Here is a 23,000-nt window from a genome sequence, read left to right as displayed (position 1 = left end):
GTCTGGATAAGGCGCCGATGAACGGGCGCCTCCTGCCACCGACGACAAGGAGTGAACGATGCGATTCATGATCATGATCCGGGCCAACGCCGTCAGCGAATCCGACGCGTTGCCGGACAACCGGCTGGTCGAGGCCATGACCGTCTATCACGAGGAGCTGGCCAATGCAGGCGTGCTGCTCGACGCGAACGGCCTGCGGCCGAGTGCGCGCGGCTGGCGCGTGCGCTACACGGGCGGCAAGGGCACGGTGGTCGACGGCCCGTTCGCCGAAACGAAGGAGCTGATCGCCGGCTATACGCTGATCCAGGTGCGCTCGCGCGACGAGGCGCTCGAATGGACGCGCCGGTTCCCCGCGCCGTTCGGCGCCGAGATGGATTGCGAGATCGAGGTGCGGCCGCTGTTCGAACTCGACGACCTCACGCCGAGCGATGCGGTCGAGCGGTTCCGCGAACTCCACGTCGGCCGCGGTAACGCTGGCTGAATCCCAGCCTGAATCCAACCTCACCCGGAGCACCCGTCATGCACAAAATGGTTTTCATCAACCTGCCCGTGGCCGACCTGCCGCGCTCGAAGACGTTCTACCAGGCGCTCGGCTTCGAGGTCGTGCCGGCCTATACGAACGATCAGGCCGCCTGCATCCGCATCAGCGACACGATCTTCGCGATGTTGCTCGTGCGGCCGTTCTTCCAGACCTTCACCGACAAGACGATCGTCGATCCGGCGACGCACGTGCAGGCGTTGTCGTGCCTGTCGTGCGAAAGCCGGGCCGAAGTCGACGATACCGTCGCGAAAGCGCGTGCGGCCGGCGGTACCACGCCGCGTCCGCCGCTGGAGTATCCGGGCATGTACGGCCACGGGTTCACCGATCCGGACGGCCACGCGTGGGAGCTGATGTACATGGAGCAGGACGCGACCGCGCAGGGGCCATCGGCGTGACGCACGAGGCGACCCACCGTGCGATCGAGGCGGTCTGGCGGATCGAGGCGCCGAAGATCATCGCGCGCGCCGCGCGCGTGGTGCGCGACGTCGGCGTGGCCGAGGAACTGGCGCAGGACACGCTCGTCGCGGCGCTCGAGCACTGGCCCGTCGACGGCGTGCCCGACAACCCGGCTGCATGGCTGATGACGGCCGTGAAGCGTCGCGCGCTCGACCGCGTCCGGCAGGAGTCGCTCCATGCGGCGAAGCGCGACCAGCTCGGCCACGAGATGGACGCGCTCGAAGCGCATGTCGTCCCCGACATCGCCGATGCGCTCGCCGACGCGACTGACGACGACATCGGCGACGACCTGCTGCGGCTGATCTTCACGTCGTGCCACCCGGTGCTGTCGACCGACGCGCGCGTCGCGCTGACGCTGCGGCTGCTCGGCGGGCTGACGACGGGCGAGATCGCACGCGCGTTCCTGACGCCCGAGCCGACGATCGCGCAGCGGATCGTACGCGCGAAGCGCACGCTCGCGGCGGCGCGCGTGCCGTTCGAGGTGCCCGCCGCCGATGCGCGGCCCGCGCGGCTCGCGTCGGTGCTCGAAGTGATCTACCTGGTGTTCAACGAAGGCCATGCGGCGACCGCGGGCGACGACTGGACGCGTCCGGCGCTGTGCGACGAGGCACTGCGGCTCGGCCGCGTGCTGGCCGGGCTCGCGCCGGACGAGAGCGAGGTGCTCGGGCTCGTCGCGCTGATGGAACTGCAGGCGTCGCGCATGCATGCACGCACCGATGCGCAGGGCCGGCCCGTGCTGCTGCTCGACCAGGATCGCAGCCGCTGGGATCAGTTGCTGATCCGGCGCGGCCTCGCGGCGCTCGAACGGGCGACGAAACTCGGCGGCGTGCGCGGGCCGTATGCGCTGCAGGCCGCGCTGGCCGCCTGCCATGCGCGTGCGCGCCACGCGTCGGAAACGGACTGGGCGCAGATCGTCGCGCTGTACGACGCGCTCGCCGAAGTCGCCCCGTCGCCGGTCGTCGAACTGAACCGCGCAGTGGCCGTGGGGATGGCGTTTGGGCCGGCCGCGGCGCTCGAACTCGTCGACGTGCTGCGCGACGATCCCGCGCTCGCGCGTTATCACTGGCTGCCGAGCGTGCGCGGCGACCTGCTGGCGAAGCTCGGCCGTGCCGACGAGGCGAAGCTCGAGTTCCGCCGCGCGGCGGAACTGACGCGCAACGAGCGCGAACGCGAACTGCTGCTCAAGCGCGCGATCGATGCGTGAAGCGCGCGCAAGCGCGGCCTACGCCACGCTTACGCACCCTCCCGATGCCTCCCGATGCCCCCGATGCCCCCCGATGCGCGCCCGGCACTATCGCCTGGATTGAAAATGCCTATTGGGGGATGCGAACGCGAGCGCCTAGATTGAAAGGCACGATGCGCGCGCCCCCGGGCAAATGCATCGTTCCCCACATATCTGATCGGCCCGGCTTCGTACGCGGCCGCGCCGACTCGAACGGAGGCGTAAATGGCTCACCTCAAGGGCAGCAAAACCGAAGAGAACCTGAAGGCCGCATTCGCAGGCGAATCGCAAGCGAACCGGCGCTATCTGTATTTCGCTTCGAAGGCTGACGTAGAAGGCCAGAACGACCTCGCCGCGCTATTCCGCTCGACCGCCGAAGGCGAAACCGGCCATGCGCACGGCCACCTCGAATACCTGGAAGCCGTCGGCGATCCGGCAACGGGCTTGCCGTTCGGCTCGTCGCGGCTGAATCTCGAATCGGCGATCGCCGGCGAAACGCACGAATACACCGACATGTATCCGGGCATGGCGAAGACGGCGCGCGACGAAGGCTTCGACGAAATCGCGAACTGGTTCGAGACGCTCGCGAAGGCCGAACGCAGCCACGCGAACCGCTATACGAAGGCGCTGGGCAGCCTCGTCGACTGACGGGCCGCCGCAGGCCGCACGGTACGGCCGTGTGACCCGCAAGCGGCCGGCCGTTCGTTCATCGCTGCCCGCAGCGCGCGGGCAGCGCGCTCGCGCGCATGCGCGCCACGCTGGAGCGCCTCATGCCCCACAAGGAAGGCAGTCTCGAAGCCCCGACCCGGCATCCGCTCGACTGGCAGTCCGATGCGTTCTACGACCAGGCCGCGATCGATGCGGAAATGACGCGCGTGTTCGACATCTGCGCCGGATGCCGGCGCTGCGTGTCGCTGTGCGGCGCGTTTCCGGCGCTGTTCGATCTGGTCGACGACACGCCGATGGGCGACATCGACGAAGTACCGAAGGCAGCCTTCGGCAAGGTCGTGGACCAGTGCTATCTGTGCGACCTCTGCTACATGACGAAATGCCCGTACGTGCCGCCGCACGCATGGAACGTCGACTTCCCGCACCTGATGCTGCGCGGCAAGGCGGCGCGCTACAAGCGCGGCGAAGCATCGCTGCGCGACAAGGTGCTGTCGAACACCGATGCGCTCGGGCACTTCGCGGGCATTCCGATCGTCACGCAGGCGGTGAACGCGGTGAACCGCACGGCGCCCGCACGGCATGCGCTCGAAGCGACGCTCGGCGTCGATCGCAACGCGTGGCTGCCGGAGTTCGCGCCGCGCAAGTTCCGGCGCGCCGCGAAGCGCTCGGACAACCCGCCCGCGCGCGACGGCGAACGCACGCCCGGCAAGGTCGCGATCTACGCGACGTGCTACGTGAATTTCAACGAGCCCGGCATCGGTCACGACCTGCTCGCGATCCTTGCGCACAACGACATTCCATACGCACTCGTCACGCGCGAAGCGTGCTGCGGAATGCCGCTGCTGGAGCAGGGCAACCTTGCCGGTGTCGCCGCGAAGAAGGACGTGAACCTGCCCGTGCTCGAACGCTATGCGCGCGAAGGCTATGCGCTGATCGGCGCGATCCCGAGCTGCGTGCTGATGTACAAGAGCGAGCTGCCGCTGATGTTCCCCGGCGACGAAGCCGTGCGCGCGGTGGCCGACGCATTCTGGGATCCGTTCGAATACGTGATCGCGCGGCATCGCGACGGGCTGCTGAAGACCGATTTCAAGACCGGCCTCGGCACCGTGTCGTATCACGTGCCGTGCCATGCGCGCGTGCAGAACATCGGCCGCAAGACGGCCGATGCGCTGTCGCTCGTGCCGGATACGCGCGTGAATGTCGTCGAGCGCTGCTCGGGCCATGCGGGCACGTTCGGCGTGAAGAAGGAATTCCATGCGGACGCTATGCGGATCGGCGCGCCGGTGTTCAAGGCGATGGCCGAGCCGCAGCCGGATTTCGTGTCGTCGGACTGCGCGCTGGCCGGCCATCACATCGTGCAGGGCATCGACGAGAAGGGGCTGCCGTCCGCGCCGCTCGCGCATCCGCTCACGCTGCTGCGCCGCGCATACGGTATCTGAGCCGCTGCCGGCCGACCCACGAGGACAACCCATGACGCTGACCCGCGACTCCCTGCTGACGCTCGAAGCGTACGCGAAGATCCGCAGGACCGAACACGCGCGGCTCGTCGCGTACAAGCGCCGCCGCGCGGTCGCGCTCGGCAACCACCTGCGTTTTTTGTTCGAGGACGAGACGACGATCCGCTATCAGATCCAGGAGATGCTGCACATCGAGAAGATCTTCGACGAGGCGGGCATCGACGGCGAGCTGGAAGCGTACCTGCCGCTCGTGCCCGACGGCACCAACCTGAAGGCGACGATGCAGATCGAATACGAGCACGAGATCGAGCGGCGCGCGGCGCTCGCGCGGTTGATCGGCGTCGAGGATCGCGTGTACCTGCAGGTCGACGGGCAGGCGAGCGTCTATGCGATCGCCGACGAGGATCTCGAGCGCGACAACGACGAGAAGACGTCGGCCGTGCATTTCGTGCGCTTCGAGCTCGACGCGCCGGTGCGCGCGGCGCTCAAGGGCGGGGCGGCGCTGTCGATCGGCTGCGATCACCCGGCCTACACGATGCCGCTGCAGCGCGTGGATCCGGATGTGGCCGCGTCGCTGGCCGGCGACCTGCGCTGACACGACCGCCGCGCGTCCTGCGCGGCGTATTCCGCTTTTCCGTTCCGACCCGAAAACGGGTTTTCCGCGATTGGCGCGGCGCGGGCGCTCGCCAGTCGCCGCGAAGATGTAACAGGCGCCGTGCGCTTGCATGCGGAGAAATAGTGTGCATCCCGCGTCACAGTGCTTTCGTCACTCGCGGAGAAACATTAAAAAGATTGTGCATGGAGATAATTCAGTTGAACGGAAATTGAATGATTTACCGATTCGTGAATATCTTGTTACGGAATTTTCCCCGATTTACCGATTTTAGGGGGCGATTCCGGGGATTGTTGCCGGCAGGGGTCGGATCAGCCCGGAAGGGCCCATTGGCGGCCATTCTTCATACCTTGTAGAGCCCCGCCAGGCGGGCCTTTGCGGCGACGGGTATAAAGATCTCGCAAAAAAATTCATCCGTAAATACATTACGCATTCATGGCAGGTTGTTTCAGTGCGTAACATTAAGTCATTGTCATATTGAGATAAACCCTGAGGATGGTATGCTTCGTGCACAAAAATTCCCACATTGGAGTGAGACCGTGATTTGTGCGCCATTGCCGGGAATTCCGGCACCGTGAAAGTGCGGTGTCGGATCGGCATGCACAACACCGGATAACCATAATGTGCAACCTGGCCGCCCCGCGACGCGATAAGTCGCGACGGCGCCGCCAATCGCAGCCCGGCCTGGCTGCGTGGAGAGATCTACTATGTTCTTCGATGAGCTTAACGATGAAGAGTGGTGTCGTCTTTCAACGCTGATCGCCGATGAACCCATCCGGCTGAATCGTCGTGGGCGTCCACGAGCCGAACCGCGCGTCGTTGCCAACGCGGTGCTCTGGATCCTGACGACCGGTGAAGCCTGGTCCAAGCTGCCCGGTCGTTATCCGTCCGGGCCGACGTGCCGTCGTCGCTACGAGGAGTGGCTCGCGAGCGGCACGTTGCTGCAGATGATCGACGTGCTGACCCAGTTCAGCGGGCGCGCGTTCGCGTATATTCCGCCGCCGCCGGTGCCGGTCATGCCTGCGCGTCGCACGGAGCCCGTGCCCGACAACGATCGCTTGCGCGGCGTGTTCTGGCAAAACCCCGAGTCGTGGCAATTGCCGGTTGCGCAGGCAAACGTTTGGGAGGGCGAAGGCGCGTCGCTGAGCACGAGGCCGGATGACGAAGTCGTCGATCCGGCCGGTACGTCGTTCGCGGTGCCCGGTACGACTGCGGCGGAGCTGCGCCATGCGCGCGCGTCGTCGGCGAGCTTCACCGCGGCCGAACCGCAAGTCGACGAGTATCGCGGCTATACGATCTGCGGCATCGCGCAGCCCGTGCAGAACCTGATGTATCGCGCGTGGGCCGAGATCTCGCAGGACGACCGGCGCGTCGAGCGCTCGGGACTCATCGGTCCGCGTTTCACCGATGCCGAGGAAGCGGAGCAGTTCGCGCTCGACTGGGCACGCCAGTGGATCGATCGCCATGGTGCGAGCGACGAGCCGGCGCGTCGTGCGCCGCAAAGCGAGGTGCTGGCCGGTTTGTCCGCGCTGGCGCGTGCGGAGTCGGACATCAAGCGCTTCATCGCCGAGCGTCATGCGGGCGCGCTGTCCGAAAGCCGCAACGATCCCGTGCAGTCGGATCGCCGCGAATATGCATACCGCGTAGGTTGAGCGCCGGTCGAATGCATCGCGCGGGCCGTCGTGTGCCACGACGCCCGCGCGGAGGCTTCGTCTTTCCATGCTTGTAACACCGGGGGCGCCGCTGTCGCAGCGGCGCCCCCGGTGCTTGATGCGTCACTGCCGGCCGTAGGTATCGTCGAAGCGGACGATGTCGTCCTCGCCGAGATACGCGCCCGACTGCACTTCGATCAGTTCGAGCGGCATCTTGCCCGGGTTCTCCAGGCGGTGCGATACGCCGAGCGGGATGTACGTCGATTCGTTTTCGGACAGCAGGAACGTTTCGTCGCCGCGCGTGATGCGCGCGGTGCCGCGCACGACGATCCAGTGTTCGGCGCGGTGGTGGTGCATCTGCAGCGACAGTCGCGAACCCGGCTTCACGACGATGCGTTTCACCTGGAAGCGCTCGCCCATGTCGACCGAATCGTAGTGGCCCCACGGACGATGCACCTTGCGGTGATCGGTGGCTTCCGCGCCTTGTTGCGCCTTGATGCGGCCGACGATCTTCTTTACGTCCTGCACGCGCGACTTGTCCGCGACGAGCACGGCGTCGGGCGTTTCGACGACGACGAGGTTCTGCGTGCCGACGCAGGCGACGAGCCGGCTTTCCGAATGCGCGAAAGTCGATTCGGCGCCTTCGAACAGCACGTGGCCGCGGCCGACGTTCCGGGCCTCGTCCTTCTGCGAGATCTGCCAGATCGCGTCCCACGAGCCGACGTCCGACCAGCCCGCGTCGAGCGGCACGACGACGCTCTCGCACAGTTGCGGCAGGCTCGCGAGCGGCTCCATCACCGCGTAGTCGATCGAGTTCGACGGCGATGCCGCGAACGCATCGCGATCGACGCGGAAGAAGTCACCATCGGCCTTGCCCTGTGCGATGGCCTGTTCGCAGGCTGCGTAGATCGCCGGTTCGAGCTGGAGGATCGCCTTCAGCCATACCGACGCGCGGACGATGAAGATCCCGCTGTTCCACCAGTACTCGCCGGAGGCGACGTACTGCTGCGCGAGTTCGAGGTGCGGCTTCTCGACGAAACGGTCGAGGCGGCGCACGTCGAGGTCGCCCGTCGCGGCGTCGCCGAGCGGCGCGCCGACGCGGATGTAGCCGTAGCCGGTTTCCGCGTGCGTGGGCACGATGCCCATCGTCGCGATCCTGCCTTGCGCCGCGCAGTGCACGCCGGCCGCGACGGCCGCGTGGAAGCGCGGCAGGTCGGCGACGGCATGGTCGGCCGGCATCACGGTCATCACCGCATCGTTGCCGTCGGCGACGAGCCGCAGCGCGGCGAGCGTCAGCGCGGGCGCGGTGTCGCGGCCGAGCGGCTCGAGCATGATCGTCGCGGGCTTGGCGGTCAGGCGCAGTTGTTCGGCGGTCGTGAAGCGGTGGTCCTCGCCGCACACGATCAGCACGTCGTCGTTCAGCGGGTGGTCGGCCGTCAGGCCGTCGAGGCGCAGCGCGGTCGACTGCAGCAGCGAATGATCGCCGAGCAGGCCGATGAGCTGTTTCGGAAAACGTTCGCGCGACATCGGCCACAGGCGTGTGCCGGAACCGCCGGCAAGAATCACCGGCTGCACGGCGAGGCGCGTGCCTGCGGCGGGGGCGGCGGAAGAAGATTGGCGCGTTTCGGCGGCCACGGCCGGAGCATTCATGATGATACTCTCCACGGTTGAAGTCAGTGCCTGTCGTTGTAGCATGAAGTAAATCGACAATAAAACCGGGTCCATTGGCTGATATTCGCCAGGCATTCATCTGGAAAAATTTTCCGCGATCGCATCGGATGCAAATAAAAAAATAAAAAATAATTCCTGGCATTGTTGGCCATCCCGTGCCTGCAAAGGGCTTGAGGCGAACGTAACGTTTCCGAAAACTTTCCGATTCCCGATCGATTCGGGAAAACCTGCCGAATTAAATCGAAAAGTTCGCAGCAAGAATTTCCGATTATTTTTCGAAATACTTGTGCGCTTGAGGGGCGAATTTCTTGCCGCTTCAATAGCGTCATGCAACGTTTGAATCGAAGGTGCGGCAAGGGCTGCACGAGGAGCTGTTCGGCAAACGCCTGTTCAAAGAGGAAGCAGACATGTTGAGCGTGCTGGCGAGAGTCATCGATATCGCGATGGTCGTGGCGGGGGCGCTGATCGCCGCCGCGCTGCACGACGGCAGCATCTGGCTCAACGACCTGCAGCGCACGACGGTGCTGTTCGACTGCCTGCTGGTCGTGGTGTTCTTTCCGGCCATCGGCATCTATCAGTCGTGGCGCGGCAAGCGTCTCGTCGGGCTGATGGGGCGTGTCGCATTCGCGTGGCTCGTGGTCGAGCTCGCGGGCATCCTGATGAGCTTCAGTTTTCACCAGTCGGGCGACCTGTCGCGGCTGTGGCTCGGTTACTGGGCGCTCGTGACGATGGCGCTGCTCGCCGGCTCGAAGGCGTGCGTGCACGTCGTGCTGCGGCAACTGCGCCGCGGCGGCTACAACCTGAAGGCGGTCGCGATCGTCGGCGGTACGCCGGCGGCGCGGCGGCTGATCGCGCAGATGCGGGCGCGGCCGGAAGCGGGCTTCAACCCGGTGTGCGTGTACGACGACAGCGAAGCGCGGGGCGATGTCGCACTCGACGACGTGCGCATCGAGCGGCAGTTCGAATCGCTGGTGTGGCTCGTGCGCAGCCGCGCGATCAGCGAGCTGTGGCTCACGCTGCCGATCTCGGAGGAACCGAGGATTCACCAGATCGTGACGGTATTCCGCCACGACTTCGTGAACATCCGCTTCATCCCGGACGTGCGCACGCTGTCGTTCTTCAACCAGGAAGTGGTCGAGGTGCTCGGCGTGCCGGCGATCAACCTCGCGGCGTCGCCGATCACCGACGTGCGGATCCTGCCGAAGTTCGTGTTCGACCGGCTGTTCGCGCTGGCGGCGCTCACGGCGCTCGCGCCGGCGATGCTGCTGATCGCGGGCCTGATCAAGCTGACGTCGCGCGGGCCGGTGTTCTTCCGCCAGAAACGCAAGGGCATCGACGGGCACGAGTTCCAGATCTACAAGTTCCGTTCGATGAAGGTGCACCAGGAAGCGGCTGGCACGGTGACGCAGGCGACCAAGCACGACACGCGCGTGACGCCGGTCGGCCGGTTCCTGCGCCGCACGAGCCTCGACGAGCTGCCGCAGTTCATCAACGTGTTGAAGGGCGAGATGTCGGTGGTCGGCCCGCGCCCGCATGCGCTCGCGCACGACGACATCTACAAGGATCTGGTCAAGGGCTACATGTTTCGCTACCGGATCAAGCCCGGCATCACCGGGTGGGCGCAGATCAACGGCTTTCGCGGCGAGACCGACCAGATCGAGAAGATGATGGGACGCGTGAAGCTCGATCTGTACTACATGCAGAACTGGTCGTTCTGGCTCGACATCAAGATCGTCGCGCTGACGCTCTGGAAAGGTTTCACCGGCAGCAACGCGTATTGAGTGAGTGCCCCCAGGGGACGTCCTGCGGGGCGGAAAACCCGGGGCGGCCCGGCGTCTTCCCGAGACGCACTCCCGTGCAGGCATTCCGGTTCCACGAATTTCGAATCATTGGTCAAGAGGTCGACACATCATGAATCTGACTATCATCGGCAGCGGTTACGTAGGTCTTGTCACCGGCGCCTGTCTCGCCGACATCGGGCACGACGTGTTCTGTCTCGACGTCGACCAGGCAAAGATCGACATCCTGAACAACGGCGGCGTGCCGATCCACGAGCCGGGCCTCAAGGAAGTCATCGCGCGCAACCGCTCGGCCGGCCGCCTGCGTTTCTCGACCGATGTCGAGGCCGCGGTCGCGCACGGCGACGTGCAGTTCATCGCGGTCGGCACGCCGCCCGACGAGGACGGCTCGGCCGACCTGCAATACGTGCTCGCGGCGGCGCGCAACATCGGCCGCACCATGACGGGCTTCAAGGTGATCGTCGACAAGTCGACGGTGCCGGTCGGCACGGCCGAGCGCGTGCGCGCGGCGGTCGCCGAGGAGCTCGCGAAGCGCGGCGGCGACCAGATGTTCTCGGTCGTGTCGAATCCGGAATTCCTGAAGGAAGGCGCGGCGGTCGACGATTTCACGCGGCCGGACCGCATCGTGATCGGCTGCGACGACGACGTGCCGGGCGAGCGCGCCCGCGAGCTGATGAAGAAGCTGTATGCGCCGTTCAACCGCAACCACGAGCGCACGCTGTACATGGACGTGCGCTCGGCCGAGTTCACGAAATATGCGGCGAACGCGATGCTGGCGACGCGCATCTCGTTCATGAACGAGCTGGCGAACCTCGCCGACCGCTTCGGCGCGGACATCGAGGCCGTGCGCCGCGGGATCGGCTCCGATCCGCGCATCGGCTATCACTTCCTGTATGCCGGCTGCGGCTACGGCGGCTCGTGCTTCCCGAAGGACGTCGAGGCGCTGATCCGCACGGCCGACGATCACGGGCAATCGCTGCAGATCCTGAAGGCCGTGTCGTCGGTCAACGCGACGCAAAAGCGCGTGCTCGCCGACAAGATCGTCGCGCGCTTCGGCGAGGACCTGACGGGCCGCACGTTCGCGATCTGGGGCCTCGCATTCAAGCCGAATACCGACGACATGCGCGAAGCGCCGAGCCGCGAGCTGATCGCCGAGCTGCTGTCGCGCGGCGCGCGCATCGCCGCGTACGACCCGGTCGCGCAGCAGGAAGCGCGCCGCGTGATCGCGCTCGATCTCGCCGATCACCCGAGCTGGCTCGAGCGCCTGAGCTTCGTCGACGATGAAGCACAGGCCGCGCGCGATGCCGATGCGCTCGTGATCGTCACCGAATGGAAGGCGTTCAAGAGCCCCGACTTCGTCGCGCTCGGCCGCCTGTGGAAGACGCCGGTGATCTTCGACGGCCGCAACCTGTACGAGCCGGAGACGATGAGCGAGCAGGGCATCGAATACCACCCGATCGGCCGGCCGGGCTCGCGCCAGGCCGTCGCCGCCCGCGTGCCGGGCACCGCGCGCGCAAGCGCGTAACCCGTTTCACGTCACTCGTTACGAGACGCCATGTTCCGGAACATCCTGATCGTCTGCCACGCGAACGTCTGCCGCAGCCCGGCGGCGGAAATGCTGTTCAAGTCGCACGCCGCGTCGCGCGGCGGCCCGCGTCCGACGTTCCACTCGGCCGGCGTTCATGCGAACGACGGCGACGGCATCGATCCGGTGATGCGGCAGTTGCTCGCCGAGCGCGGCGTCGATGCGACGACCCACCGCTCGCGGCGGCTGTCGCGCCGGTTCGTGCGCGACGCCGACCTGATTCTCGTCAGCGAGCGCGGACAGATCGCGGCCGTCGAATCGGTCGATCCGTTCGCGCGCGGCAAGGTCCACCTGCTCGGCAAGTGGGAAGGGGCCGAGATTGCCGATCCGCACGGCGGCCGCGAGGCCGATTACCGCGAGAGCTACTCACTGATCGAACGTCTGGTTCAAGGATGGCTACAGAAATTATGCTGAAACGCCCGATGCGCCCGGTGGCGCTTGCCGTCGCGCTGACGACTTTCCTGTCAGCCTGTGCAACCGCGCCCGGCAACTACCTCGACTCGTCGAACCTGAAGGACGAAGGCCGCCAGCAAGCGGCCGAGACCTATCCGGTTCATTACATCGACGCCAAAGTGGTGATGGACCAGTTGCAGAAGCAGCAGGTCGAGCACCCGCTGCCGCCTGCACGCTATACCGATCCGTCGCAGTACGTGTACCGCGTCGGCCCGCAGGACATCCTCGGCGTGACCGTCTGGGACCACCCCGAGCTGACGACGCCGCAGGGCCAGTCGTTCTCGAGCGGCGGCAACACGACGCAGACGATCGCGGGCGCGCTGCAGCAGCCCTATTCGTCGTCGCTGCCGGGCCAGGCCGATCCGTACGGCCAGACGGTGGCCGCCGACGGCACGATCTTCTTCCCGTTCGTCGGCCGCATCCACGTGGCGGGCAAGACGATCGCGCAGACCCGTGACGAGCTGGCCACGCGTCTCGCGCGCTATGTGAAGAACCCGCAGCTCGACGTGCGCGTGCTGTCGTTCCGCAGCCAGAAGGTGCAGGTGACGGGCGAGGTGAAGACGCCGGGCCCGCTCGCGATGAGCGACGTGCCGCTGACGCTGGTCGACGCGATCTCGCGCTCGGGTGGCTCGACCACCGAGGCCGACCTGCAGCGCGTGCGCCTGACGCGCGATGGCAAGCTCTACACGCTCGACGCGAACGGCGTGCTCGACCGCGGCGAAGTGCGGCAGAACGTGATGCTGCAGCAGGGCGACATCGTCAACGTGCCGGACCGCAGCGACAGCCGCGTGTACATCATGGGCGAGGTCAAGACGCCGGTCACGGTGCCGATGCTCAAGGGCAAGCTGACCATCGCCGACGCATTGACGGCCGGCGGCGGCATCCTCGACACCGATGCGAACCCGCGCAAGATCTACGTGATGCGCGGGATGCGCGACAACCCGACGAAGCCTGAAGTGTTCCGTCTCGACATGACGCAGCCGGACGCGCTGATGCTGTCGAGCCGCTTCCCGCTTCAGCCGCTCGATGTGGTCTACGTCAGCACGGCGAGCTCGGTGCAGTTCAACCGGGTGCTGCAGCAGGTGCTGCCGACGATCCAGACGATTTTCTTCATGAAGCAAATCACGCGCTGATAGCCCGCCGGGGCGGCGCCTCCGCCCCGGCACCACTCAAGCGGGAACGAATGGTGAACACGCAAGCGAAACACTCCTACGCGGATCTGTCCGTGAAAACCGACGAAGAGGACGTCGTCCTCGGCCAGTTGCTCCAGGTCATCATGGACGACATCTGGTTGCTGCTCGGCATCGCGGTGACCGTCATCGCGCTCGCCGGTCTCTACTGCTACATCGCGAAGCCGGTCTACCAGGCCGACGTGCACGTGCGGGTCGAGAGCAACGACAACACGTCGCAGGCGCTCACGCAGACGCAGACCGGCGCGACGATCAACACCGGTCCGCAGCAGGCGCAGACCGATGCGGAAATCGAGATCATCAAGAGCCGCGGCGTCGTCGCGCCGGTCGTCGAGCAGTTCAAGCTGAACTTCTCGGTCGTGCCGAAGACGCTGCCCGTGATCGGCAGCCTCGCCGCGCGCGTCGCGACGCCGGGCACGCCGGCAAGACCGTGGCTCGGCCTGAAATCGTATGCGTGGGGCGGTGAAGTCGCCGACGTCGATTCGATCAGCGTCGTGCCCGAGCTCGAAGGCAAGAAGCTGACGCTGACGGCCGGCCCGAACGACACCTATTCGATCGTCGACCAGAACGGCACCCGGCTGCTGGCGGGCCAGGTCGGCGAAGCGGCGCAGGGCGGCGGCGTGACGCTGCTCGTGAAGAAGCTCGTCGCGCGCCCCGGCACGCAGTTCACGGTGGTCCGCTACAACGATCTCGATGCGATCGGCGGCTTCCAGGCCGGGATCCAGGTAAGCGAGCAGGGCAAGCAGACGGGCGTCGTGCAGATCTCGCTCGAAGGCAAGGACCCGGATCAGACCGCCGCGATCGCGAACGCGCTCGCGCAGTCGTACCTGAACCAGCACGTGATCGCGAAGCAGGCCGAAGCGACCAAGATGCTCGACTTCCTGAAGGGCGAGGAACCGCGCCTGAAGTCCGACCTCGAACGCGCGGAAGCCGCGCTGACGCAGTACCAGCGCACGTCGGGCTCGATCAACGCGAGCGACGAGGCGAAGGTCTACCTCGAGGGCAGCGTGCAGTACGAGCAGCAGATCGCCGCGCAGCGCCTGCAGCTCGCGTCGCTCGCGCAGCGCTTCACCGAATCGCACCCGATGGTGATCGCCGCGAAGCAGCAGCTCGCGGAGCTGCAGGGCGAGAAGGACAAGTACAGCAACCGCTTCCGCAGCCTGCCGGCGACCGAAGTGAAGGCCGTCCAGCTCCAGCGCGACGCGAAGGTCGCCGAGGACATCTACGTGCTGCTGCTGAACCGCGTGCAGGAACTGTCGGTGCAGAAGGCCGGCACGGGCGGCAACATCCACCTCGTCGATTCGGCGCTGCGCCCGGGCGATCCGGTCAAGCCGAAGAAGGTGCTGATCCTGTCGGCCGCCGTGTTCCTGGGGCTGATTCTCGGCACGGGCGTCGTGTTCCTGCGCCGCAACATGTTCCAGGGCATCGAGGATCCCGATCGCATCGAGCGCACCTTCAACCTGCCGCTGTACGGGCTGGTGCCGCAAAGCGCCGAGCAGGTGAAGCTCGACGCCGCGGCCGAGAAGAGCGGCAGCCGCGCGCGGCCGATCCTCGCGAGCCTGCGTCCGAAGGATCTCAGCGTCGAGAGCCTGCGCAGCCTGCGCACCGCGATGCAGTTCGCGATGATGGATGCGAAGAACCGCGTGATCGTGCTGACGGGCCCGACGCCCGGTATCGGCAAGAGTTTCCTGGCGGTCAACCTCGCGGTGCTGCTCGCGCATTCGGGCAAGCGCGTGCTGCTGATCGACGCCGACATGCGTCGCGGCCTGCTCGACCGCTACTTCGGCCTGACCGCGCAGCCGGGCCTGTCCGAGCTGCTGAGCGACCAGTCGCCGCTCGAGGATGCCGTGCGCGAAACGCCGGTGCAGGGCCTGTCGTTCATCGCGGCCGGCACGCGCCCGCCGAACCCGTCGGAACTGCTGATGTCGACGCGCCTGCCGCAATACCTCGAAGGGCTCAGCAAGCGCTACGACGTCGTGCTGATCGATTCGCCGCCGGTGCTGGCGGTGACCGACGCGACCATCATCGGTCGCATGGCCGGCTCGACGTTCCTCGTGCTGCGCTCGGGCATGCACACCGAAGGCGAGATCGCCGACGCGATCAAGCGCCTGCGTACCGCGGGCGTCGATCTGGAAGGCGGGATCTTCAACGGCGTGCCGCCGAAGGCGCGCGGCTACGGCCGCGGTTATGCGGCCGTGCACGAATACCTGAGCGCCTGAGTGCAGTGCGCGAAACCGGGCCGGCGCGCAGCGCGCCAGCCCGGCCGACTGGAGAACCATCGATGAAAATTTCCGTGCTCGTTCCGACCTACCGGCGCCCGGCCGACCTCGCGCGCTGCCTGCTGGCGCTGCAGCGGCAGCAGCGGCTGCCCGACGAGGTGATCGTCGTCGCGCGCCCGGAGGACGATGCCACGCACGAACGGCTCGCCGATCCGGCGGTCGGCGGCGCGCTGCCGCTGCGCATCGTGCCGGTCGACGTGCCGGGGCAGGTCGCCGCGCTGAACAAGGGGCTCGACTCGGCGAACGGCGACATCGTCGCGATCACCGACGACGATGCAGCGCCGCAACCCGACTGGCTGGCGCGCGTCGAGTCGGTATTCCAGGCCGATCCGCGCGTGGGTGCGGTCGGCGGGCGCGACTGGGTGCACGAGAAAGGCCGCGTGCTCGACGAATCGCGCGAACGCGTCGGCCAGCTCACGCTGTCCGGCAAGATCGTCGGCAATCATCACCTCGGCGTCGGTGGCGCGCGCGAAGTCGACATGCTGAAAGGCGCGAACATGAGCTACCGCCGCACCGCGATCGAACGGCTGCGTTTCGACACGCGGCTGCGCGGCGCCGGTGCGCAGATGCACAACGACATGGGTTTCAGCATGCACGTGCAGCGCGCCGGCTGGAAGCTCGTCTACGACCCGGCGATCGCGGTCGATCATTTCCCGGCCGAGCGCTTCGACGACGACCGGCGCGATGCCGCGTCGCTGAATGCGATCAGCAACGGCGCGTACAACCTGCATCTGATCCTGCGCGAGCATCTGCCGCCGCTTCGGCGCGAGATCGCGTGGTGGTGGTGGACGCTGGTCGGTACGCGCGTCTATCCGGGTTTCGCGCACGTGCTGCTGTCGCTGCATACGGCGCAGCGCAACCGGATCCGCGAGCACTGGCGCGCGGTGCGCCGCGGCGCACGCGATGCACGCCGCGCGAACCTTGCCTCCCATCGTGCGGCGATGCCGCCGGTGACGTCTTGAACGGGCTGCGCGCATCGCGCGCGGCCACGCCCGGAGGGCTCGCATGACATCAACGAACATTCACGTCCACCTGTTTTACGGCGCCGATCCGCGTACCTACCGGAAAGGCGAGAACATCGGCTGCCTGTACGGTTATCACCATGCCGAATCCGACGAATTTCGGCTGACGTATTCGCAGGACGGCGGCGAGAGCCGTGTCGCCGGCCTCGCGCGCCGCGCGCTGAAGGCGGCGCTCGGTTTCGACGTCGTGCATGCATGGCGCAACCGCGCCGCGCTGCTGAACACCGATGTGATCTGGACGCACACCGAGCAGGAGCACCTCGCCGCTTCGCTGATCCTGAAGCTCGCCGGCGCGCAGGGCAAGCGCCCGCTGCTGCTCGCGCAGAGCGTGTGGCTGTTCGACAAGTGGAGCAGCTTCGGCGGCCCGCGCCGCTGGCTGTACCGCAAGCTGCTCGCGCGCGCCGATGCGTTGACCACGCTCGCCCGCGACAACGCCGACCTGTGCCGCCGCTACCTCGGGCGCGATGCCGAGTTCGTCTACTACGGGCTGAACACGCAGGATTTCCCGCTCAACGAGCCGCAGCAGTGGAAACCGAACCGGCCGCTGCGGATCGCGGCGATCGGCAACGACCGCGACCGCGACTGGCGCACGTTCCTCGCCGCGTTCGGCGGCGACGAGCGCTACGACGTGCGGCTCGCGACGCGGCGCCGCGTGCCGCGCGAGTGGCATGCGCCGAACGTGCAGATCGGCTCGGCGTCGGGGCTCGCGAAGCAGCACGAGCTGTACGCGTGGGCCGACGTGATCGTCGTGCCGCTGCGGCCGAACTTCCACGCGTCGGGCATCACCGTGATGCTCGAGGCGGCAGCCGTCGGCAAGCCGATGATCGTGTCCGACGTCGGCGGGCTCAGCGACTACTTCCCGCACGACACAGCCGCCTATGTGCCGGCGTTCGACGCGCAGGCGATGCGCCAGGCCGCCGACCGCTTCGTCGCCGACCCGGTTGCGGCGCTCGGCTGCGCGCGGGCCGCTGCCGCATGCCTGCGCGAGCGCGACCTGACCACGCAGGCGTTCGCCGAGCAGCACGTGCGGATCACGCGCGACATGCTGCGCCGGCGCCGCACGCCGGTGGCCGCGGGCCTGGCGATGCCGCTGGCGGATTCGCGTCCGTCGTCGCGGTGAGAGCGGATCGATGAGTACGATAACCGCCGAACGCGCACCGTCGCGCAGCCGCAGCTGGTTTGCCGAACCGAAGCACTGGATCGGGCAGGCCGGGCTGTGGTCATTTACCGCCGCGCTGATCGCCATTCACCAGGGCAAGGTGCTGACGCTCGCGTTTCCGGTGCTGGCCATCGCGGTCGGTATCTGGCTGTATTTCAAGAGCCCGGCGCGGTATGTCGGCTTCATGTGGTGGGTGTGGTTCCTGAGCCCGGAAGTGCGGCGTCTCGCCGACTGGTCGAAGGGCGCGTTTACGCCGACCAGCCTGATCCAGGTCGCGCCGCTCGCGGTGACGATGATCGCCGGCTTCGGGCTGATCCGGCATTACCGCGTGCTCGCGCAGCGGCGCGGGATACCGGTGCTGCTGATGCTGTTCGGGCTCGCGTACGCGTACCTCGTCGGGATCGTGTCGAGCGGCGTGATGGCCGCGACCTACGACCTCGCGAACTGGGTGTACCCGGTGCTGATCGGCTTTCACATCATGGTCAACGCGCGCGACTATCCCGAGTACCGCGACGTGCTGCTGTCCACGTTCATGTGGGGCATGCTCGTGATGGGCGTGTACGGCGTCGTGCAGTACTTCGTGATGCCGCAGTGGGACGTGCTGTGGATGATCGGTTCGGACATGGGTTCGCAGGGCGAGCCGGTGCCGTACGGTGTGCGGGTATTCAGCACGATGAACTCGTCGGGGCCGTTCGCGTTCGCGATGATGGGCGCGCTGGTGTTCGTGCTCGCGGCGCCGCAGAAGATCCGCTGGTTCGCGGGTGCGGCCGGTTTCGTGTCGTTCGCGCTGTGTCTCGTGCGTTCGACGTGGGGCGGCTGGGTGATCGCACTCGCGATCCAGCTCGCGCAGTCGAACAACCGCGTGCGGATGCGGATCCTCATCAGCGGCGTCGTGCTGGTCGGGTTATGCGTGCCGCTCCTGACCGTCGGGCCAGTGGCCGACCGTCTCGGCGCGCGTCTGCAGTCGATCACGAACCTGAAGGACGACCGCAGCTACGACGACCGCAACAAGTTCTACGCCACCTTCGCGCAGACGGCGTTTACCGACGTCGCCGGCGAAGGGATGGGCGCGACGGGCGCATCGACGAAGCTGTCGAGCGACAGCGGCGAGCTCGGCAAGTACGGCAGCTTCGACAGCGGCGTGATGAACGTGCCGTTCGTGCTCGGCTGGCCCGGCACGCTGCTGTATCTCGCCGGCGTCGTGATGCTGTTCGGCCGCACGCTGCGCGCGGCATTCAAGCTGCGCAAGGACAAGTTCGTCGGCGCGTGCCTGAGCCTGTGCCTGTCGACGTTCGCGATGCTCGTGTTCACGAACTCGCTGATCGGCACGGGCGGCCTGCTGATGTTTACAGCCATTTTTTCGATACTTTCCGCGGCGCACTGGCAGAAGTCGAAGCGCCTGCAGGTCGCCGCGCGTTCACGGGGAGGCGACCTTTGAGAATCGCGATCGTCACGCATGTCGTGCGACATAACGACGGGCAGGGCCGCGTCAATTACGAAATCGCGCGCGCGGCGCTGGCCGAGCACTACGAAGTCACGCTGGTCGCGTCGCACGTCGCGCCCGAACTGCTGGCCGACCCGCGCGTGCGCTGGGTGCCCGTGAAGGTCGGGCGCTTCTGGCCGTCGAATCTCGTCAAGCAGCAGGTGTTCGCGCTGAAGAGCGCGTGGTGGCTGCGCGCGCATCGCGGCGAGTACGACGTGCTGCATGTGAACGGCTTCATCTCGTGGATCAAGGCCGACGTGAATACCGCGCACTTCGTGCACGGCGGCTGGTTCAGGAGCCCGTACTATCCGTTCGGGCTCACGAAGGGGATATGGTCGGCTTACCAGTACGTCTATACGCGCGTGAACACCGTGCTGGAGCGCTGGGCCTACCGGCGTTCGCGTGCGATCACCGCCGTGTCGCAGAAGGTGGCCGACGAGATCGCGGCGCTCGGCATCGACAGCCGCAAGATCAGCGTGATCTACAACGGCGTCGACGGCAGTGCGTTCGCGGGCGCGCAGGCCGACCGCGCGGCGTTCAAGCTGCCGGACGACGCGTTCCTGCTGCTGTTCGTCGGCGACCTGCGCACGCCGCGCAAGAACCTCGGCACCGTGCTGAAGGCGCTGACGCAACTGCCGGCGAACGTCCATCTGGCGGTGGCCGGTTATCTGCCCGGCAGCCCGTATCCGGACGAGGCGCGCGCGCTCGGCATCGATTCGCGCGTGCATTTCCTCGGTCTCGTGAAAAACATGCCGACACTGATGCGCTCGGTCGACGCGTATGTGTTCCCGTCGCGCTACGAAGCGATGAGCCTGTCGCTGCTCGAAGCGATGGCGGCCGGGTTGCCGGTCGTCACCGCGCGCACCGCGGGCGGCGCGGAAATCATCACGCGCGAATGCGGGATCGTGCTCGAGGATCCGGACGATCCGGCCGCGCTCGCGCAGGCGATCGGTTCGCTCGCGGCGTCGCGCGACACCTGCCGCGCGATGGGCGACGCGGCCCGTGAACTGATGACCCGATTCGGCTGGGCGCACATGGGTGCCCAGTACGTCGCGCTCTACCGGCGCATCGGCCAACCCACGCAGCCGTCCGCTTTCGAGCGGGTCGAGCATGCAGTCACGCAGGAGCAGTCGTGATGTCTCAATCTTCCCGGCCGATCAAATCATTGCAGATCGGCATGCACTGGTTTCCCGAACGTGCGGGCGGCCTCGACCGGATGTATTACTCGCTCGTCGGCGCGCTGCCGGGCGCGGGCGTCGAGGTGCGCGGGCTCGTCGCGGGCTCGCCGAAGGTCGCCGACGACACGGGCGGCGCGATCCAGGGCTTCGGTCCCGCGTCGCAGACGCTCGCGCGCCGGATGCTCGCCGCGCGGCGCGCGCTGCGCGAGGAGATTCGCAGCGAACGGCCGGACGTGATTTCGTCGCACTTCGCGCTGTACACGTTCCCGGGCCTCGACGTGACGCGCGGGATTCCGCAGGTGTCGCACTTCCAGGGGCCGTGGGCCGACGAAAGCCAGGTCGAGGGCGCGGCGTCGCTCGGGCAGCGCGCGAAGCGCTATCTCGAACAGGCCGTCTATACGCGCTCGTCGCGGCTGATCGTGCTGTCGCAGGCGTTCGGCCAGATCCTGACGAACCGCTACGGAATCGAACCGTCGCGTGTGCGCGTGATTCCCGGCTGCGTCGATACCGCGCAGTTCGACACGCCGCTCACGCCCGCCGAGGCGCGGCACAAGCTGCAACTGCCGCAGGACCGGCCGATCGTGCTGGCCGTGCGCCGGCTCGTGCGGCGCATGGGGCTGGAGGACCTGATCGACGCGATCGGCCTCGTCAAGCACCGTCACCCGGACGTGCTGCTGCTGATCGCCGGCAAGGGCAAGATCGGCGAGGAGCTGCAGCAGCGCATCGACGCGGCAGGGCTGCAGGACAACGTGAAGCTGCTCGGTTTCGTGCCCGACCATCATCTCGCGGCGCTGTACCGCGCGGCGACGGTCAGCGTCGTGCCGACGGTCGCGCTCGAAGGCTTCGGGCTGATCACCGTCGAATCGCTCGCGTCCGGCACGCCCGTGCTGGTCACGCCGGTCGGCGGGCTGCCGGAGGCGGTTGCCGGGCTGTCCAACGATCTCGTGCTGCCGTCGACCGGCGCGGACGCGATCGCGGAAGGGCTCGGTGGCGCGCTGTCGGGCGCGATCGCGCTGCCCGACGAGGCCGCGTGCAAGCGTTATGCGCGCGATCATTTCGACAACGCGGTGATCGCGCGGCGCGTTGCCGGCGTGTACGAAGAGGCGATCCAGGCGGCAGGCTGAGCGCCCGCGGCGCGCACCATGCGTGCCGATCCGAAGATCGAACCGGCGCGCATGCGTGGCCGGTTCGTGCGCCGGCCGCCCGTTACGGGCGCGCCGGCTTTCCCCGCTCGATCCGCATCGCCGGCACGCGTCACGCGCGCCTGAGCGTCGCGGCCCACACGCCGAGCGCGGCCACGCTCACGACCGCGCCGAGCGCGCAGACGCCGGTCCATCCGGCGCGCGCATACATCATCGTCGATGCGATCGCCCCGAGCCCGCTGCCGGCCGAGTAGAACAGCATGTAGCAGCCGACGAGGCGCGCATGCGCGTCGGGCCGCGTGCCGAGAATCATGCTCTGGTTGACGACGTGGACGGCTTGCCCGCCGACGTCGAGCAGCACGATGCCGACGATCAGCAGCGCAATCGACGTATTGGCGAACGCGAGCGGCAGCCACGAGCACGCGAGCAGTACGAGCGCGGCGCCGGTCGCAGCTTCGCCGCGCCCGCGATCGGCGAGCCGGCCCGCGCGCGTGGCCGCCGCCGCGCCCAGTGCGCCGACGAGGCCGAATGCGCCGATCTGCGTATGCGACATCGAATGCGGCGGTGCGCCCAGCGGCAGCACGAGCGCGCTCCAGAAGATGCTGAACGCCGCGAACATCAGCAGCGCGATCGCGCCGCGCACGCGCAGCACGCGTTCGTCGCGCAGCAGCGACACCATCGATCGCAGCAGCGCCATGTAGCCGATGCGCGCGCGCGGTGCGTTCGTGTCGGGCAGCATCCGCGACAGCACGGCGAGCATCGCGATCGCGAGCGCGCCCGAGACGAGATAGACCGTGCGCCAGCCGGCGATATCGGTGACGACGCCGGCCAGCGAGCGCGCGGCCAGCAGCCCGATCACGACGCCGCCCTGCGCGGCACCCACCACGCGCCCGCGTTCGCCTGCGCCGGCCAACGCGGCCGAGCACGCGATCAGCCCTTGCGTCATCGCGGTGCCGAGCAGCCCGACCGCGACCATCCCCGCCAGCAGCGCGATGCGGGTCGATGCCGCCGCCACGCCGATGCAGGCCGCCGTCAGCAGCAGAAGCTGCACGGCGATCAGTCGCTTGCGGTTCAGCAGGTCGCCGAGCGGCACGACGAACAGCAGCGCGAGCGCGCAGCCGAGCTGCGTGGCCGTGATGACACCGCCGACGGCCGCCTGCGACACGCCGAAATCCTGCGCGATCGAATCGAGCAGCGGCTGCGCGTAGTAGACGTTCGCGACACTGGCCGCGCAGCAGGCGGCCAGCAACGCGACGCTGGCCGCGGACAGGCGGCCGTCGCCGGCCGGATGCGCCGCGTTCGACGGAACGGTACTTGAATGACAGGAAGACGCCATGGGTTTCCTTGTGCAAAGTAGTTGCAATTTGAAATTGGTGTGAGTGTAGGAAAAGTAGTTTTAAAATGCAACCTGTTGTGCGGCGGGCGATGG

General features: G+C 67.3%; 19 protein-coding genes. 17 read left to right on the top strand and 2 right to left on the bottom strand.

Annotated elements, in window-relative coordinates; translation table 11 throughout:
* The first annotated feature begins 58 nt into the window (after positions 1–58).
* The 7 genes from R9B84_RS30180 to R9B84_RS30150 all read left to right on the top strand — a co-directional run bounded on the left by R9B84_RS30180 (position 59) and on the right by R9B84_RS30150 (position 6,610).
* Positions 59–481 carry a YciI family protein gene (locus R9B84_RS30180; protein ID WP_423761127.1) on the top strand — a complete coding sequence of 141 codons (423 nt, stop codon included), beginning with the start codon at positions 59–61 and terminating at the stop codon, positions 479–481.
* Positions 482–519: 38 nt separating this feature from the next.
* A complete protein-coding gene (locus tag R9B84_RS30175; protein ID WP_423761126.1) occupies positions 520–936 on the top strand; it encodes a VOC family protein in 417 nt (138 codons plus the stop codon).
* On the top strand, positions 933–2,201 hold the full coding sequence (locus tag R9B84_RS30170) for an RNA polymerase sigma factor (protein WP_423761125.1): 1,269 nt from the start codon (positions 933–935) through the stop codon (positions 2,199–2,201). The genes R9B84_RS30175 and R9B84_RS30170 overlap by 4 nt, the downstream gene beginning before the upstream one ends.
* Positions 2,202–2,444: 243 nt before the next feature.
* A complete protein-coding gene (locus R9B84_RS30165) occupies positions 2,445–2,867 on the top strand; it encodes a rubrerythrin family protein (RefSeq protein WP_047901447.1) in 423 nt (140 codons plus the stop codon).
* 122 nt (positions 2,868–2,989) lie between these two features.
* Positions 2,990–4,327: a heterodisulfide reductase-related iron-sulfur binding cluster gene (locus R9B84_RS30160; RefSeq protein WP_423761124.1), complete on the top strand. Its 1,338-nt coding sequence runs from the start codon at positions 2,990–2,992 to the stop codon at positions 4,325–4,327.
* Positions 4,328–4,358: 31 nt separating this feature from the next.
* Positions 4,359–4,940: a DUF3501 family protein gene (locus R9B84_RS30155; RefSeq protein ID WP_423761123.1), complete on the top strand. Its 582-nt coding sequence runs from the start codon at positions 4,359–4,361 to the stop codon at positions 4,938–4,940.
* A gap of 725 nt (positions 4,941–5,665) precedes the next feature.
* A complete protein-coding gene (locus R9B84_RS30150) occupies positions 5,666–6,610 on the top strand; it encodes a transposase (RefSeq protein WP_423761122.1) in 945 nt (314 codons plus the stop codon).
* 123 nt (positions 6,611–6,733) lie between these two features.
* Here R9B84_RS30150 and R9B84_RS30145 read toward each other — a convergent pair whose 3' ends face one another.
* Complete coding sequence (locus tag R9B84_RS30145; RefSeq protein WP_423761121.1) at positions 6,734–8,260, bottom strand: mannose-1-phosphate guanylyltransferase/mannose-6-phosphate isomerase; 1,527 nt, start codon at positions 8,258–8,260, stop codon at positions 6,734–6,736.
* 428 nt (positions 8,261–8,688) lie between these two features.
* Here R9B84_RS30145 and R9B84_RS30140 point away from each other — a divergent pair, with 428 nt between their 5' ends.
* From R9B84_RS30140 to R9B84_RS30095, 10 genes are all read left to right on the top strand, one after another.
* A complete protein-coding gene (locus R9B84_RS30140) occupies positions 8,689–10,062 on the top strand; it encodes an undecaprenyl-phosphate glucose phosphotransferase (protein WP_423761120.1) in 1,374 nt (457 codons plus the stop codon).
* A gap of 130 nt (positions 10,063–10,192) precedes the next feature.
* On the top strand, positions 10,193–11,605 hold the full coding sequence (locus R9B84_RS30135) for a UDP-glucose dehydrogenase family protein (protein WP_423761119.1): 1,413 nt from the start codon (positions 10,193–10,195) through the stop codon (positions 11,603–11,605).
* 30 nt (positions 11,606–11,635) lie between these two features.
* Positions 11,636–12,079 carry a low molecular weight protein-tyrosine-phosphatase gene (locus tag R9B84_RS30130; protein WP_047901442.1) on the top strand — a complete coding sequence of 148 codons (444 nt, stop codon included), beginning with the start codon at positions 11,636–11,638 and terminating at the stop codon, positions 12,077–12,079.
* Positions 12,073–13,251 carry a polysaccharide biosynthesis/export family protein gene (locus R9B84_RS30125; RefSeq protein WP_423763514.1) on the top strand — a complete coding sequence of 393 codons (1,179 nt, stop codon included), beginning with the start codon at positions 12,073–12,075 and terminating at the stop codon, positions 13,249–13,251. The genes R9B84_RS30130 and R9B84_RS30125 overlap by 7 nt, the downstream gene beginning before the upstream one ends.
* Before the next feature lie 50 nt (positions 13,252–13,301).
* Positions 13,302–15,527: a polysaccharide biosynthesis tyrosine autokinase gene (locus R9B84_RS30120; protein ID WP_423761118.1), complete on the top strand. Its 2,226-nt coding sequence runs from the start codon at positions 13,302–13,304 to the stop codon at positions 15,525–15,527.
* 62 nt (positions 15,528–15,589) lie between these two features.
* Positions 15,590–16,549 (top strand): glycosyltransferase family 2 protein, encoded by a 960-nt coding sequence (locus R9B84_RS30115; RefSeq protein ID WP_423761117.1) that lies wholly within the window; start codon positions 15,590–15,592, stop codon positions 16,547–16,549.
* 43 nt (positions 16,550–16,592) lie between these two features.
* On the top strand, positions 16,593–17,729 hold the full coding sequence (locus R9B84_RS30110) for a glycosyltransferase family 4 protein (RefSeq protein WP_423761116.1): 1,137 nt from the start codon (positions 16,593–16,595) through the stop codon (positions 17,727–17,729).
* Positions 17,730–17,739: 10 nt separating this feature from the next.
* A complete protein-coding gene (locus R9B84_RS30105; RefSeq protein ID WP_423761115.1) occupies positions 17,740–19,206 on the top strand; it encodes an O-antigen ligase family protein in 1,467 nt (488 codons plus the stop codon).
* Positions 19,203–20,387 carry a glycosyltransferase family 4 protein gene (locus R9B84_RS30100; RefSeq protein WP_423761114.1) on the top strand — a complete coding sequence of 395 codons (1,185 nt, stop codon included), beginning with the start codon at positions 19,203–19,205 and terminating at the stop codon, positions 20,385–20,387. Before R9B84_RS30105 ends, R9B84_RS30100 begins: the two co-directional genes overlap by 4 nt.
* Positions 20,387–21,553 (top strand): glycosyltransferase family 4 protein, encoded by a 1,167-nt coding sequence (locus R9B84_RS30095; protein ID WP_175958641.1) that lies wholly within the window; start codon positions 20,387–20,389, stop codon positions 21,551–21,553. The genes R9B84_RS30100 and R9B84_RS30095 overlap by 1 nt, the downstream gene beginning before the upstream one ends.
* 130 nt (positions 21,554–21,683) lie before the next feature.
* On the opposite strand, the gene R9B84_RS30090 is transcribed toward R9B84_RS30095, so the two are convergent.
* Positions 21,684–22,907 (bottom strand): MFS transporter, encoded by a 1,224-nt coding sequence (locus R9B84_RS30090; RefSeq protein WP_423761113.1) that lies wholly within the window; start codon positions 22,905–22,907, stop codon positions 21,684–21,686.
* Positions 22,908–23,000 lie beyond the last annotated feature (93 nt).

Origin of the sequence: Burkholderia sp. NLJ2, assembly GCF_049487195.1 — a bacterium.
Lineage (GTDB): Bacteria > Pseudomonadota > Gammaproteobacteria > Burkholderiales > Burkholderiaceae > Burkholderia > Burkholderia pyrrocinia.
This window is presented reverse-complemented; position numbering and strand designations above follow the sequence as displayed.

Bases quoted from the DNA above. Each gene is read 5' to 3' on its own strand.
- R9B84_RS30180 (WP_423761127.1), top strand. From the start codon at position 59: ATGCGATTCATGATCATGATCCGGGCCAACGCCGTCAGCGAATCCGAC.
- R9B84_RS30175 (WP_423761126.1), top strand. From the start codon at position 520: ATGCACAAAATGGTTTTCATCAACCTGCCCGTGGCCGACCTGCCGCGC.
- R9B84_RS30165 (WP_047901447.1), top strand. From the start codon at position 2,445: ATGGCTCACCTCAAGGGCAGCAAAACCGAAGAGAACCTGAAGGCCGCA.
- R9B84_RS30160 (WP_423761124.1), top strand. From the start codon at position 2,990: ATGCCCCACAAGGAAGGCAGTCTCGAAGCCCCGACCCGGCATCCGCTC.
- R9B84_RS30155 (WP_423761123.1), top strand. From the start codon at position 4,359: ATGACGCTGACCCGCGACTCCCTGCTGACGCTCGAAGCGTACGCGAAG.
- R9B84_RS30150 (WP_423761122.1), top strand. From the start codon at position 5,666: ATGTTCTTCGATGAGCTTAACGATGAAGAGTGGTGTCGTCTTTCAACG.
- R9B84_RS30145 (WP_423761121.1), bottom strand. From the start codon at position 8,260: ATGAATGCTCCGGCCGTGGCCGCCGAAACGCGCCAATCTTCTTCCGCC.
- R9B84_RS30140 (WP_423761120.1), top strand. From the start codon at position 8,689: ATGTTGAGCGTGCTGGCGAGAGTCATCGATATCGCGATGGTCGTGGCG.
- R9B84_RS30135 (WP_423761119.1), top strand. From the start codon at position 10,193: ATGAATCTGACTATCATCGGCAGCGGTTACGTAGGTCTTGTCACCGGC.
- R9B84_RS30130 (WP_047901442.1), top strand. From the start codon at position 11,636: ATGTTCCGGAACATCCTGATCGTCTGCCACGCGAACGTCTGCCGCAGC.
- R9B84_RS30125 (WP_423763514.1), top strand. From the start codon at position 12,073: ATGCTGAAACGCCCGATGCGCCCGGTGGCGCTTGCCGTCGCGCTGACG.
- R9B84_RS30120 (WP_423761118.1), top strand. From the start codon at position 13,302: ATGGTGAACACGCAAGCGAAACACTCCTACGCGGATCTGTCCGTGAAA.
- R9B84_RS30115 (WP_423761117.1), top strand. From the start codon at position 15,590: ATGAAAATTTCCGTGCTCGTTCCGACCTACCGGCGCCCGGCCGACCTC.
- R9B84_RS30110 (WP_423761116.1), top strand. From the start codon at position 16,593: ATGACATCAACGAACATTCACGTCCACCTGTTTTACGGCGCCGATCCG.
- R9B84_RS30105 (WP_423761115.1), top strand. From the start codon at position 17,740: ATGAGTACGATAACCGCCGAACGCGCACCGTCGCGCAGCCGCAGCTGG.
- R9B84_RS30095 (WP_175958641.1), top strand. From the start codon at position 20,387: ATGTCTCAATCTTCCCGGCCGATCAAATCATTGCAGATCGGCATGCAC.
- R9B84_RS30090 (WP_423761113.1), bottom strand. From the start codon at position 22,907: ATGGCGTCTTCCTGTCATTCAAGTACCGTTCCGTCGAACGCGGCGCAT.